This is a genomic window from Morganella psychrotolerans, assembly GCF_001676055.1.
GTDB lineage: Bacteria > Pseudomonadota > Gammaproteobacteria > Enterobacterales > Enterobacteriaceae > Morganella > Morganella psychrotolerans_B.
The window spans coordinates 164,487-178,935 of sequence record NZ_LZEX01000012.1 but is presented as its reverse complement, the minus strand read 5'-3'; the positions used below and the strand labels follow the sequence as shown (position 1 = coordinate 178,935).

The 14,449-nt window shown below is 49.7% G+C and carries 10 protein-coding genes; 8 read left to right on the top strand and 2 right to left on the bottom strand.

Annotation, left to right across the window (positions count from 1 at the left end; genetic code table 11):
* The first annotated feature begins 128 nt into the window (after positions 1–128).
* Together moeA and moeB are read left to right on the top strand one after the other, a co-directional pair.
* The gene (gene moeA, locus AYY17_RS09330) at positions 129–1,379 is read left to right on the top strand and encodes a molybdopterin molybdotransferase MoeA (protein ID WP_067423197.1); all 1,251 of its coding nucleotides are present in this window, start codon (positions 129–131) and stop codon (positions 1,377–1,379) included.
* Positions 1,379–2,152 (top strand): molybdopterin-synthase adenylyltransferase MoeB, encoded by a 774-nt coding sequence (gene moeB, locus AYY17_RS09325; RefSeq protein ID WP_067423196.1) that lies wholly within the window; start codon positions 1,379–1,381, stop codon positions 2,150–2,152. The genes moeA and moeB overlap by 1 nt, the downstream gene beginning before the upstream one ends.
* On the opposite strand, the gene AYY17_RS09320 is transcribed toward moeB, so the two are convergent.
* Together AYY17_RS09320 and codB are read right to left on the bottom strand one after the other, a co-directional pair.
* Entirely contained in the window at positions 2,109–3,413 is a 1,305-nt protein-coding gene (locus tag AYY17_RS09320; RefSeq protein WP_067423194.1) for a cytosine deaminase, read from the bottom strand. The genes moeB and AYY17_RS09320 overlap by 44 nt on opposite strands.
* The gene (gene codB, locus AYY17_RS09315) at positions 3,406–4,653 is read right to left on the bottom strand and encodes a cytosine permease (RefSeq protein ID WP_067423191.1); all 1,248 of its coding nucleotides are present in this window, start codon (positions 4,651–4,653) and stop codon (positions 3,406–3,408) included. Before codB ends, AYY17_RS09320 begins: the two co-directional genes overlap by 8 nt.
* A 921-nt stretch (positions 4,654–5,574) precedes the next feature.
* Here codB and AYY17_RS09310 point away from each other — a divergent pair.
* The 6 genes from AYY17_RS09310 (at position 5,575) to AYY17_RS09285 (ending at position 14,422) form a co-directional block, all read left to right on the top strand.
* Positions 5,575–6,741 (top strand): efflux RND transporter periplasmic adaptor subunit, encoded by a 1,167-nt coding sequence (locus AYY17_RS09310; protein ID WP_067423189.1) that lies wholly within the window; start codon positions 5,575–5,577, stop codon positions 6,739–6,741.
* A complete protein-coding gene (locus tag AYY17_RS09305; protein ID WP_067423187.1) occupies positions 6,738–8,663 on the top strand; it encodes a MacB family efflux pump subunit in 1,926 nt (641 codons plus the stop codon). Before AYY17_RS09310 ends, AYY17_RS09305 begins: the two co-directional genes overlap by 4 nt.
* A gap of 18 nt (positions 8,664–8,681) precedes the next feature.
* Positions 8,682–10,049 (top strand): efflux transporter outer membrane subunit, encoded by a 1,368-nt coding sequence (locus AYY17_RS09300; protein ID WP_067423185.1) that lies wholly within the window; start codon positions 8,682–8,684, stop codon positions 10,047–10,049.
* A gap of 309 nt (positions 10,050–10,358) precedes the next feature.
* Positions 10,359–11,711 (top strand): APC family permease, encoded by a 1,353-nt coding sequence (locus tag AYY17_RS09295; RefSeq protein WP_067423182.1) that lies wholly within the window; start codon positions 10,359–10,361, stop codon positions 11,709–11,711.
* A 30-nt stretch (positions 11,712–11,741) separates the two neighbouring features.
* Complete coding sequence (locus AYY17_RS09290) at positions 11,742–13,463, top strand: amidohydrolase (protein ID WP_067423180.1); 1,722 nt, start codon at positions 11,742–11,744, stop codon at positions 13,461–13,463.
* 206 nt (positions 13,464–13,669) lie between these two features.
* Positions 13,670–14,422: a tetratricopeptide repeat protein gene (locus tag AYY17_RS09285; RefSeq protein WP_067423179.1), complete on the top strand. Its 753-nt coding sequence runs from the start codon at positions 13,670–13,672 to the stop codon at positions 14,420–14,422.
* Positions 14,423–14,449 lie beyond the last annotated feature (27 nt).

The following is a 14,449-nucleotide window of genomic DNA, read 5'->3' as shown; positions in this document are numbered from 1 at the left end:
TCAACAACCGGGTATCGTGAAGTATGACGAGTATATCATTCAACTTAAAACATAACTCTGCCATAATAGCACCCTCTTTATTATCCGTTTTATCTGTGCCCGGGCGGGCACCGGGAGTGAAAAGTATCATGGCGAATTCAACGGAAAGTCATACCTCTTCTTTAATTTCATTACAGGAAGCCCTGGATAAGCTGCTCGCGGCTCCTGCTGCGATCACCGGAACAGAAACAGTTGCACTGACAGATGCTGCCGGGCGGATAACCGCCGCACCTGTTATTTCCCCGATCAATGTCCCGCCATTTGATAACTCCGCCATGGATGGTTACGGACTGCGCCTGGCCGATTGGAACGGAAAAACCGCACTGCCGGTTGCCGGTCGCGCACTCGCGGGCGTGCCGTTTAAAGGTGAATTACCGGCAGGACACTGTGTCCGTATCATGACCGGCGCACCGGTTCCACCGGGTGTTGATACTGTCGTGATGCAGGAAGAAACCGTTGTTTCTGATGAAGGTATTACTTTTACCGCTGATATTACACGCGGGCAGAATATCCGCCTGACCGGGGAAGATATCACTCAGGGCAGTGAGGTTTTTCCGGCAGGTACTAAACTGGCTGCCGCACAATTGCCGATGATTGCCTCACTCGGTCTTGCTGAAGTGACAGTCATGCACAAACTGAAAGTCGCGGTATTTTCAACCGGTGACGAATTACAGGCTGTCGGTCAGCCGCTGGGCGAGGGTCAGATTTATGATACCAACCGTTTTGCCGTCAGCCTGATGCTGGAAAAACTCGGCTGTGATGTGATTGATTTGGGCGTGATCCCGGATGATCCTGCTGTGCTGCGCGGTATTTTTGAAAAAGCAGATGCACTGGCAGATTTAGTGATAAGCAGCGGCGGCGTGTCTGTCGGTGAAGCTGATTACACCAAACAGATCCTCGATGAGATCGGCAAAATCAATTTCTGGAAGCTGGCGATCAAACCGGGCAAACCTTTTGCATTCGGGAAGCTGGATAATGCCTGGTTCTGCGGGCTGCCGGGCAATCCGGTTTCCACAACCGTGACCTTCTATGAACTGGTGCAGCCGCTGATAGCCCGGCTCTCCGGTTTCAGTCAGTGGCAGCCGCCGATGCGTATGAAAGCTATCGCCACTACGCCACTGAAAAAATCCGCCGGTCGCCTGGATTTCCAGCGTGGTATCGCACAAGTCAATGAACAGGGGCAGTTAGTGGTGAAAACCACCGGCGACCAGGGCTCACATATCTTCAGCTCATTCAGCCTTGCAAACTGCTTTATTGTGCTGGAGCGTGAGCGCGGTGCAGTCAAAGCAGGCGAGATTGTCGACATTGAGTTTTTTAATCACTTAATGAAGAACGACTGATGACCGCTGAACTGAACCGCAACGAACTGAGTGACCAGGAAGCCCTGCGCTATAACCGGCAGATTGTGTTGCGCGGGTTTGATTTTGATGGTCAGGAGGCGCTGAAAGCCGGACGCGTGCTGATAACCGGGTTGGGCGGACTGGGTTGTGCTGCGGCGCAATACCTGGCTGCCGCCGGTGTCGGGCATCTGACATTGCTGGATTTTGATACGGTGTCGCTCTCCAATCTCCAGCGCCAGATTTTACATACCGATGCCCGCATCGGTATGGCAAAAACAGAGTCTGCCGCTATTGCGCTGAAAGCGGTTAATCCGCACTGTCAGACAGAAACCGTCACAAAGCAGTTAGATGATGATGAACTGATGCAACTTGTGCAGTCACATCAGGTGGTACTGGATTGCACCGATAATGTGGCAGTCCGCGAACAACTGAACCGGGTGTGTCATCAGCTGAAAGTGCCGCTGGTGTCCGGGGCGGCTATCCGCATGGAAGGTCAGATTGCCGTCTTTACCTGGCAGGAGGGAGAGCCTTGCTACCGCTGCCTGAGCCGGTTATTCGGGGAAAACAGTCTGACCTGCGTGGAAGCCGGGGTGATGGCGCCGCTGGTCGGCACCATCGGCACACTGGAAGCGATGGAATGCATAAAACTGCTCACCGGCTACGGGCAGGTGAGCCACGGAAAAGTGGTGCTGTTTGATGCTATGCGCATGCAATTTCGCACCATTAACCTTAAGCCTGATCCTCAGTGTGAGGTGTGTAGCCATAGCGGATAGTTTCCGGCTTATCCAGATGGATTTGTGTGACAGCAGGTTGTGTTTGCGCTATCACACGTCCGTCACGGACAGAGTAGTGCACCGGCACCTGGCGGCGCACGGCGTCGAACCCGTTTTCCGCAGGCAGGATAAGCAGACTGGCGCGTTTTCCTTCCGCTACGCCGTAATCCTGTAAATTCAGAGTGCGCGCACTGTATTGCGTGATAAGTTTCAGCCCGTCATTTATCTGACCATAGCCCATCAGCTGACAGACATGCAGCCCCATGTGCAGCACCTGAAGCATATTCGCCGTTCCCAGCGGATACCAGGGATCAAACACATCATCGTGCCCGAAACAGACATTAATATCCGCAGCCAGCATCTCTTTCACACGGGTAATACCGCGGCGTTTCGGATAAGTATCAAAACGGCCCTGTAAGTGAATGTTCACCAGCGGATTTGCCACAAAGTTAATACCGGACATTTTCAGCAGACGGAACAGGCGGGATGTGTAAGCCCCGTTATAAGAGTGCATTGCAGTGGTGTGGCTGGCGGTCACGCGTGCGCCCATGCCTTCACGGTGTGCGAGAGCGGCGACTGTTTCCACAAAGCGCGACTGTTCATCATCAATTTCATCACAATGCACATCGATTAAGCAGTCATATTTCTGTGCCAGCGCAAAGGTTTTATGCAGAGATTCCACACCGTATTCGCGGGTGAATTCAAAATGCGGAATAGCACCGGCGACATCAGCACCCAGGCGCAGCGCCTCTTCCAGCAGGGCTTCTCCGTTCGGATAGGACATAATGCCCTCCTGCGGGAAGGCCACAATCTGTAAATCAATCCACGGCGCGACTTCTTTTTTTACTTCCAGCATCGCTTTCAGTGCGGTCAGTGTGGCATCAGACACATCCACATGCGTACGGACATGCTGGATGCCATTGGCAATCTGCCATTTCAGCGTCTGCCACGCGCGGGTTTTTACATCTTCATGTGTCAGCAGCGCTTTGCGCTCAGCCCAGCGTTCAATACCTTCAAACAGGGTACCTGACTGGTTCCAGGAAGGTTGCCCCGCGGTTTGAGTGGTGTCCAGATGAATATGCGGCTCCACAAACGGCGCGGTGACCAGACCGCCCTCTCCGTCCAGGCTTTCCGGTAAAACTTCACCGGCAACCTGCGGGACAATCGCTTTAATTTTCTGATGTTCAATATCAATGCGCCATAAGCCATCACGCTCAGGCAGACGAATATTATGAATATGTTTTATAGTTTGATTAAGCACGGGTCATCTCCGGATGGGTTGTGCGACGACGATTCAGTAACGGATTAAGCACAGCATAACTTAATGCGCCGCCGATCACTGCATTTACCGGTACTATTCCCGGCAGCCAGTGTCCGGCAATAATCCCTGCCGCCATAGCCAGTAACGCACTGATATTCACATCACGCATTTTGCTGCAATCATAGGTCGCGTAACGGTGACGGTACATTAAGTAATCCGCGATAATAATCCCTCCGATTGGCGGGATCGCGGCAGAAAGGAATGTCAGCCAGCCGACAAAGTTATTATAGAGCCACAGTGCGCACAGTGTGCCGATAAGCCCGTTCACAATCGAGAGGGTCTTGCTGGAAAGCCCGGTAATATTGGCAAATCCCAGACCAGATGCATAAAGTGCGTTGTCGTTGGTCGTCCAGATATTCAGCCCCAGCACAATAATGGCCGGTAACAGTAATCCCTGGGCTATCATTACATCAGAGATATCCGCCATTCCCAGGGATGCCGCGCCTGCCGCACCAAAGATAAACATCAGGGAGTTACCGAGGAAAAACGCGACAATCGCGACCAGCACCGCAATTTTCGGTTTGCGCCCGAAGCGGACAAAATCAGCGGTTAACGTGCCTGCGCTGACAAATGAACCGACCACCATGGCAAGTGCGAGATTAAAATCCAGCGGCTGCGCCGGGATAATATCGCGCAGAACGCTCAGACCGCCCATGCCCGTTACCGCCAGGTAGACTGAGTAACTGCCGAGAGCTGCAATCGCCGGCACCGCAATCACCGAAAGTACAGTCAGTGCAGAAATGCCGAAGAATACGGTGATGGTCATCAGCACGCCGGAAATCCCGATAAGCCAGTTGATATCCCAGCCGGTTGCTTTACCGACCGGGATGGCAAACATCGCCACACCCACACCAAACCAGCCGATTTGTGTGCCGCCGAGTAAGAATGAAGGGAGCCAGGAGCCTTTAATACCGAAGGAGTAACGCGCGAGAAGATGAGTTGTCAGGCCGGTTTTGGAACCGATAAAACCAAGAAAAGCGGTGTAAATACCAAGAAGAAGATTACCGATAAGAACTGCGAGGAAGAAATCATTAAAACTGAGACCGGTACCGAGAGCACCTCCGGTCCACATACTGGCGGAAAAGAACGTTAATCCCAGCATTACAAAGGTTAATGCCAGTCCGCCTTTTCGCGCGGATATGGGCACAGGCCCATGACTGTAATTTTTATCCCCGGACACAATTGCCTCCTGTTGCTTTTCTCAGACAAAAAAATCGGACGGATATTATAGTAGTGAAAAACAAAAGCAAACGTTTTCGTGCACCCATTAAAATAATTAACGAATCATTGATGTAACATACAATTCCGTCACCTTACGTTCACATGAAAACCTTGTGTGCACGATTCCACCGGAAAATGACACATTTTATTTATTTAAATAATGATTTTTTTGGTTTTAAAGAATAAACACAAACTGATATCAGGGTGCAGTAATCCGTATCTGTTACTTTCTTAAGAAAAGTTTAATTAATTACTCTAAAATAAGCTGGTTATTTTTCATGACGCATTGTAAGTTCTTATATCATTAATCCGTAAACGACATTTTAATAACATTAACAGACATACCATAGCGTATTTTCGTAAACACTACTGATATTAAAAATACATCAGTTCATTCTTAAACAAACCGGTGCGTTTAATATATTCACTCACTCCGGCCGGAATAGTTATACCCTTATTCATTCAAACTGCAGGTTCGTTGCTGCGTTCGGCCAGCCGGGTCACATACTAATGTATGCTCCCCGTCTATCCTCTCTTGCCGCCTGCCTGCATCTTGAATGACGTTGGGTATATACCTGATACAGATACAAAAACCGTATTTAAAGCCATTACAATAAAAAGCTATCACACATGAAAACAGCGCCGAAATGCAACTCAATACATTGAATTTAAATCTATAATATCAATTCCGCAATCAAACACTTTAATTATCATCCGGGGAAAATACGTTGATACACATACTCTTTATATAAAATACAGAAATTAATTCATTCTCATTTTTTGTGCAATTTCATAATTACTGTCACAATGAATTATTACAATCTATCTGGTGTTTTACAAAACAGTAGGTTACTGAGAATTAATAACGGACATTATTAAAATGAAACTGACACTGCGTAAATTCACAGGGATTATTATCTGCGTACTGCTTATCGTCATTACCGTAATATGGTTTTTTTTACAACAACGCGCGGTGCCTGCGGCATTAATAACTGCACCGGTACGGACCGGTAATATTGAAAATACTGTTCTGGCGGCAGGCAAACTGGATGCCATTGAGCGGGTGAATGTGGGTGCGCAGGTTACCGGTCAGGTAAAAGATCTTAAAGTTAAAACAGGCGACCGGGTGACAAAAGATCAGTTGATTGCCGATATTGATGATCTACAACAGAAAAATAATCTGCGTATCGCAGAGGCAGAACTTGATCAGGCTAAAGCAGATAAAATAGCCAAAGACGCGCAGCTTCGCCAGGCAGAACTGAAATTTAAACGCCAGCGCAATATGTTGCGGGACGACAGCGGGTCACGGGAAGAGTTTGAGTCCGCTGAAACAACGCTTGCCACTACACGCGCAGATATATTGTCACTGCAATCCCGGATAGTGAAGGCTCAAATTGAAGTGGATAAGAAAAAACTGGAGCTGAGCTATACCCGCGTTACCGCTCCGATGGACGGTATGGTAATTGCCGTGGTTACCCGTCAGGGACAAACCGTTAATGCCGAGCAGAGCGCACCGACTATCGTCAAAATTGCCCAACTGGATACCATGACTGTCCACACACAGATATCCGAAGCCGATATCACCCGGGTTTATCCCGGTCAGAAAGCCTGGTTTACCATTTTTTCCGAGCCTGACCATCGCTATGAAGCAATATTGCGGATGGTCGAACCGGCGCCGGATTCGGTACTGAAAGAGGATAACAGTAACAGCGGCGGCACACCCGGCAATGCATCCGTGTATTACAGTGCGTTACTGGACGTACCCAATCCGGAAAACCGGTTACGTATCGCCATGACCGCACAGGTTTCCCTGCTGATCAGTGAGGCAAAAAATGTCCTGCTGATCCCCGCCGCTGCTGTCACCACAACGGCGGATAACCGGCAGGAAGTTCTGGTGATAAATGCATCCGGTATGCCGGAGCCACGGGAGATCGCCACAGGTATAACCAATAACATTGATATTCAGATCCTGTCCGGCTTACGGGAAGGTGAAGAGGTCGTGATACCACAGACAGTCATTCCGCAAACAGGAGATTCAAATCTGTGAGCGCACTGATTGAATTAAATAATGTCTCCCGCCGCTACACCAACGGCGGACAGACACTGACTGTATTGGATAATATTTCACTGACGATTTCTGCCGGCGAATTTGTGGCAATAACCGGTTCGTCAGGTTCGGGAAAATCCACGCTGATGAATATCCTGGGCTGCCTTGATACCCCGGACAGCGGAGATTACCGGCTCGGCGGACGTGATACCGCCCGCCTTTCCCCTGATGAGCTGGCAGCCCTGCGCCGTGAGCATATCGGGTTTATTTTCCAGCGCTATCATCTGATGAATGATCTCACCGCCGCCGCCAATACCGAAATCCCCGCTATTTATGCAGGCAGCAACCGCAGTGAACGACGTGCGCGGGCAATGGAATTACTCGCCCAGCTCGGATTAGCAGGGCGTGAACATCATAAACCGGGTGAATTATCCGGCGGTCAGCAACAGCGGGTCTGCATCGCCCGGGCACTGATGAACGGCGGTGAAATTATTCTGGCGGATGAACCGACCGGCGCACTGGACTCCGCCTCCGGTCGCGAAGTACTGGCTACCCTCTCAGAACTGAATCTGCTCGGTCATACCATTGTTATGGTGACACATGATCCGCTGGTGGCGAAGCATGCCCGGCGTATTATTGAACTGCGTGACGGCAGGATTTGCGCAGATAACGGGCCGGATACTACCGTCCATGCACCTTTTACTCAGCGGGTTGCACCGCGGTCAAGCCTGCGCCAGCGCATGGCAGACAGCATCCGCGAATCCTTTATGATGGCGCTGAAATCTATGAACGCGCACCGTCAGCGCACTGTTCTGACGATGACAGGGATTATTTTCGGTATCTCGGCTGTCGTAACAGTCGTTGCTATCGGTGAAGGTGCGAAACAGAAGACACTGGAAAATATCCGTGATTTGGGCTCAAATATTATTTCAGTCTATGCAGGTACTGATTACAACAAAGAGAGTAACAGCTATTTATTGCCTTCCGATATATCAAAACTGGCTGCATTGCCGGGGGTGGGAAGTATATCACCAGAGGTAAGCACGGATAATAACATGACATTTCGCGGACGCTCCGTGCCGGTCAGCATAACCGGTGTCAGCCGTGATTACTTTCAGATATGGAATTATCCTGTGTTGCAGGGCGGTGTCTTTCGTGATGACAGTAAAGCCTCACAGGACGTAGTTCTGGATGAAAATGCGGTTAATTCACTATTCACCCCGGCAGGTATTTCTCCCGTCGGGCAGGTTGTTTTTATCGGACCGGTTCCGGCCCGGGTCATCGGAGTCATCAAAAATACCAGGGATTACGGGTTCGGTGATGTCAACATCTGGTTACCTTATAACACGGTAATGCAGCGTATGACCGGTAAGTTAAATTTTTCCGATGTGGTTATCCGCGTCCGGGATGGCGCTGATACGGATGCCACGGCTGAGCGCATCCGGCAGACATTAATTTTACAGCACGGTAAAGAGGACTTCAGGATTTTCAATCTGGATAAATATCGCCGGAGTGAAGAAAAAAGCGCGATGATCCTCAACCTGCTTATTTTGTCTGTCGCTTCTGTGGCATTGATGATAGGCAGCCTGGGTGTAATGAATATCATGCTGGTCTCCGTCACTGAGCGTACCCACGAAATTGGTGTGCGCATGGCGGTGGGCGCCCGGCGGCACGATATTATGCAGCAATTTATGATTGAAGCCGTGCTGATGTGTCTGATTGGCGGGGTGCTGGGTATTGCCCTGTCACTCATCATCAGCGGGGTCTTTTCAAGACCGGGGGCCGAACTGACGGCTATTTATTCCTGGCAGGCTGCTGCGTCGGCATTTCTCTGCTCGACCATCATAGGTATGATTTTCGGCTGGTTACCGGCACGCAAAGCCGCCGCCATGGATCCTGTTACCGCCCTGGCGGGCGAATAAACAGTAAGGACGACTCCCGTGAAAAAAACCGTTCTGTATATCAGTATATTACTTACATCCGGCTGCGGATCTCTGCTTAACAGTAAATTCGAACCACCGTCGGTAACGTACCCGGAATACTGGCAACAACAAACAGAAGAGATCCGCAACGCAGCAATATTTGACTGGCGTGAGTTTGCTGATCCGCAACTGGACCTGTGGTTACAACAAGTGACTGCCGCCAACAGTGATATCGCACTTGCCGTATTGCGGTTATACCGTACACAGCTGGAAGCGGAACAGGCGGGACTGAATCGTTATCCTTCCCTGTCAACGTCCGCGTCAACAGATATTTCGCGGAATAAATCACTGTCCGGTACGCCTGAACTGACAAAAACGGAATCCGCCAAAGTCTCACTCACTGTCAGTTATGAGGTGGATTTGTGGGGGAAATTAGCCCGTCAGCGTGATGTGGCCGGATGGATGCAGCAAGTTTCAGAAGAGGATTTACGGGCAGCACGGCTGATGCTTACCCGCAGGGCAGCTGAAAATTACTGGCGCATTGCCCTGATTAATCAAAAAATTACTGTCAGTGAACAGAGCCTGACGTATAGCAGGGAAACATTGCGCCTGACTCAGTCCCGCCACCGGGCCGGGAGCATTGCCGGGCTGGATGTTATTAACGCTCAGCAAAGTGTCCTGAATCAGGAAAACAGCCTGCAGGTACTGCATCAGCAATACCAGTCTGTACTGAACGAACAATCCGTGTTGCTTAACGCACCGCCGGGAAAAATACTCACCAATCCGCAGCATCTGCCGGACTCGCCGCTGCCGGTTGTCAGCCCGGATGTGCCGGTTTCGGTACTGAGCCGCCGTCCGGATATCCGATCGGCAGAACTAAATCTGCGGGCAGCACTCGCCCGCGTCGACATTAAGCGGGCTGAATATTATCCGTCATTCAGCCTGACCGGATCACTGGGCGGCAGCAGCACCCGGCTTTTAGAATTTTTAAGTAATCCGCTGGCAATAATAAATGCCGTTCTGGATCTCCCGCTGACGGATTGGCAGCAACGGGAGCTCGAAATAAGCCTCGCGCACAACAGCTATGACCAGCAGGTCGTACAGTTCCGCCAGTCGCTGTATAAGGCGATGGCCTCTGTGGATGACGCGCTTTCTCAGCGCCAATTACTGATAGCACAGGAAACCCGGTTGCGTGAGCTGCTGCATCTGGCTCAGAAATCTGAGCGGCTTAATGAAATGCGCTACCGCCACGGATCTGTGGCAATCACCGACTGGCTCGCGGCACAAGACACCCGTCGTCAGGCCGAGCTGATGCTGGATCAAAACCGTTTCGATCAATTGAGTAATCTGATGGTGCTTTGGCTGGAAACAGGAGGAGCGGTCTGACGTTATATGTCATGCGGATTATTGGTATTTTTGTCAAAAACAACTATTTTCATTGTTATTATTCCGTTCAACTTTTATTGCCAAATACAGGTAACTCAGATACTGTACGCCGCCTGCATTTACCCCAGCGTGTGGTGATGGTCCGTTTATCACTGACGTTTCAATAAAGTGCGCACGATGCAAACGCAAGGTGCGAGGTTTATTGAAAATAAATGCAGCCTGAGAGTCACCCGCTGACTGTCAGAAATCAGTTTGTGCCCGGGCCGTGTTCCCGTGGCATGTTTCAGGCTATTGGGAAGGGCTGTAAAAATGCAACAGACAACTGTGCAGATGAAGCGCGTATTAACAACTCCCGCGCTGGTTTTTTTCGGGCTCGCCTATATGGTGCCCCTTGGTATTTTCACAACCTACGGTCAGGTGACTGTACTCAGTGAAGGTCATTTACCGGTTGCTTATCTGGTAACATTGACAGCCGTTCTTTTTACCGCACTCAGCTATTGTAAAATGACCAGTACGCTGCCGCTGGCCGGCTCCGCGTATTCGTATGTCCAGAAAATATTCGGCGGCAATACCGGATTTCTGGTGGGTTGGGCGCAATTGCTCGACTATCTGTTCTTACCCATTATCAACTACATCGCCATCGGCATCTTTGTTCATGAAGCCCTGCCCTCCGTCCCGATGGAATTGATCATTGTCTCAACCATCATTGTTGTTTCTGTTCTCAATATTCTCGGGATCAAACTGGTTACTTCGATGAACATGCTGATTATTATTATGCAGCTGCTGTTTATCGCTCTGTTCCTGTATCTCAGTTTAAGCACAACCTTTACGCTGGATAAAGAGGCATTGCTCACCCCGCTGACCGTAATGTCAGATCAGGTATCCGGTCTGTTCGCCGGTGCAGCAGTATTGTGTCTGGCGTTCCTCGGCTTTGATGCAATCTCCACCATGGCAGAAGAGACAAAAGATGCCAGACGTGCCCTGCCGAAAGCGATTCTTTACACCGTTTTTATTGCCGGAACACTGTTTGTGATTATCTCTTACTGCGCCCACCTGAGTTACCCGGCGTGGCGCGATTTCCTGCCGGATACAGATGTGGCCAGCATTCAGGTGATGGAAAAAGTAGGGGGCGCGCTGATGGCTTCCGCCTTTATTATCGCCTATGTGGTGGGTGTGTTTGCCTCGGCAATGACATCCCAGGCCAGTATTGTGCGGATTTTCTATGCGATGGGACGCGAGGGGGTTCTGCCGCGTTCAGTCTTTGCCCGCCTTCATGCAAAATTTAACACGCCGGTGCTGTCTATCCTGTTTGTTGCCCTCGCCTCACTGATGGCACTGGTGCTCTCGCTGAGCCTGGTGGCATCCATGATAAGTTTCGGCGCACTGATTGCATTTACCTTTGTAAACCTGTGTGTTATCAAACACTTTATTATTGACAGGCAAGCCCCGCTGACCGCCGCGACTATCCTGCGCTGCCTGGTCGCCCCGGGTATCGGGGTAATGCTGACATTATGGTTATGGACCAGCCTGGATGCTCAGGCACTGACTGTCGGCATTATCTGGCTGAGTATCGGCGTGGTTTACCTTGGTTTTATTACCCGCTTCTTTACGCGCCGCCCGCCGTCAATTACGGAAGAAGAAACACACTTAATTATCAGCTGACCTGCTGATAGGCGTTGGAGATAATAAATAATGAAAATAACTGCCGCTGATACTATTTATCACAACGGTTATATTTATACCGCGGATGCACAAAACCGAGTCGTTGAGGCCGTTGCGATTGCTGACGGGCGTATTCTTGCCTGCGGTGATAATAATGAGATGGCAGCCTTTCGCGGTGAACATACTCAGTTTACCGATCTTGACGGCAAAATGATGATGCCGGGTATTATTGATGGTCACATGCATCCGTTCTGGGGCGGCATCCAACTGTTTGGCTGCCACCTTAATTATGAATCGCTGACCATTGATGAGATCCTGACCCGCGTTCAGGCACATCTGGATAATGATCCGCGCACCGGTGACAATGACTGGCTGAAAATCACCGCCTGGTTGCGGCAGGGCATGTTACCGGCGGGTATCGATATGTTCCGTGAAGATATGGATACGCTCAAAACTAACCGCCCTGTCGTGCTTTTTTCCAATGACTGTCACACCCTGCTGGCAAACAGCCGCGCGCTGGAATTATTCGGTATAACCAAAGATACCCCTGTTCCGGGTGACGGCAAAATCGGTAAGCATGCCAATGGTGAACTCAACGGGATCCTCGAAGATGCTCCTGCAATGCGTGCAGCAGACAGTATTCCGTCAATTCAGGCAGACCGCGCCGTTGATGTTGCCCGTCTGGTACAAAAAGTCCTGAATGAACAGGGTGTTACCATGGTGATGGACGCCCGCGTTGCAGAAATGCAGCTCGATGCCTTTCTGGCTCTGCAACAACAGGGTGAACTGACGCTGCGTGTTCAGGCCGCCCGTGAAATCACCCCGGATGACGCGCCTGATGTCGCCTCTGTCCCGCAGGCAGTAGATAATGCCGTCGCATTTGCAAAGCATTATCATCAGGCAGAATGGGGACCGGAGCCCGGAATTGCGGTCAATAATATCAAAATGTTTGTTGACGGCGTATTACAGTTCCCGACCATGACCGCCTCCTTGCTGAAACCTTACCGCATCAATCATGGTACGGCGGCACAGCCTGACTGGCGTGAAACAGATAACTACGGTGACCTTTATTTCACCGCGGATATTATTGATGCCCTGCTCGAACGCATTGCGGCGGCAGGCTATGATCCGCATCTGCACACTGTCGGTGAAGGTGCGGTCAATATGGTGCTCAACGGTATCGAAAAAATGCGTGCCGCGCATCCTTGTAAAGATATCCGTCCGGGACTGGCACATAATGAGCTGGTGGATGCAGGGGATTATGCGCGTTTTGCAAAACTCAACACTATCGCCTGCCTCTCTTTCCAGTGGGCTGCACCCACCGCCGACCTGGCGGAATTCACCCGCAATATGATCGGTGATACCCGTTTTCAGCAACTGGAACCGATTGCAAAATTTATTGATGCCGGTGCGGTTGTTGCTTTCGGCAGTGACTGGCCGATTGATGATTTTAATGAATGGTTTGACCTGAAAGTTGCTGTCACCCGCCGTGGTCATCCGGTAAACGGTCAGCCCGCACAGCGTCTGGATACGGATCGCAATTTAACCGTCACTGAGGTCTTGCGCGCAGCAACCATTGATTCCGCGTATGCCCAGCACCGGGAAGATATCCTCGGCTCTCTGGAACCGGGTAAACTGGCGGATATGATTGTGCTGGATCGCAATGTTTTTCAGATACCGGCTGACGATATTGCCGATGTGAAAGTGCTGAGGACGATTGTCGGCGGTAAAACCGTTCACCTGACAAATTAATTACTCACAATTATTTTATGTAACAATACTTAATAGATAAAACCTTATGATAAGCATAAGGTTTTATTTTCTGTTTCTTTCAAAAATGCGATACCGCCCGAAAAAAAAGGATTCAAAGAAATATCCGCGTAATTAAAATTGCTATTGTTTTATCAATCCCTGATAATTTCACATAATAAGATAACAACGGATATAGCGGGGCTGTGATGCCATTATTAGCTGCAATACTTTATTTAATTCCTGCCATTTATTTTGCAATCCATGCAGTCAAAAATCAGCAAAACTATTACTGGTTATTCATTTTATTTGTATTTCCTGTGGTCGGCAGCATTACTTATGCATTCTCCGTCTGGCTCCCTGAATTTCGCCATAGCCGCCATGCCAACCGTCTGGAATCAAAAATAAAATCGGTTTTGAATCCGGATAAAGATATCAGGGAAGCGCAACGTCAGTATGATATTGCACCGACAACCGAACATTGTCTGATGCTGGCCGACGCCTATGCTGACAAAGAGCGCTATCAGGATGCAGCGCATTATTTTAATGAGTCATTACAAGGACATAATCAGTCTTCACCGGATATTTTGTTACGCTATGCAGATACATTGTTTCACATGGAAGACTATTCACGTTGTAAAGAAATACTGGACACATTAACAGAACATAACCCCGGATTTGTTTCTGCCTCCGGCCATTTATTATATGCCCGCACATTAGCAAAATCAGGCAAAAATAATGAAGCTGACGATGAATTTAACTCGCTGATGGCGTATCAGGATCGCATTGAAATAAAAATAAGCTATGCCTCTTTTCTTATTGATAATAACCGTAATCACGAAGCACTCCCGCTTCTTGAGCAGGTATTGACAACCTATAATCTAATGCCGAAATCAGCACAACGGTTTAACCGGCAATGGAAAGAGAGAGCCATTGTATTAAAGCAACAGATAAACCAATAATGTGTATACCCAACGTCATTCAAGTTA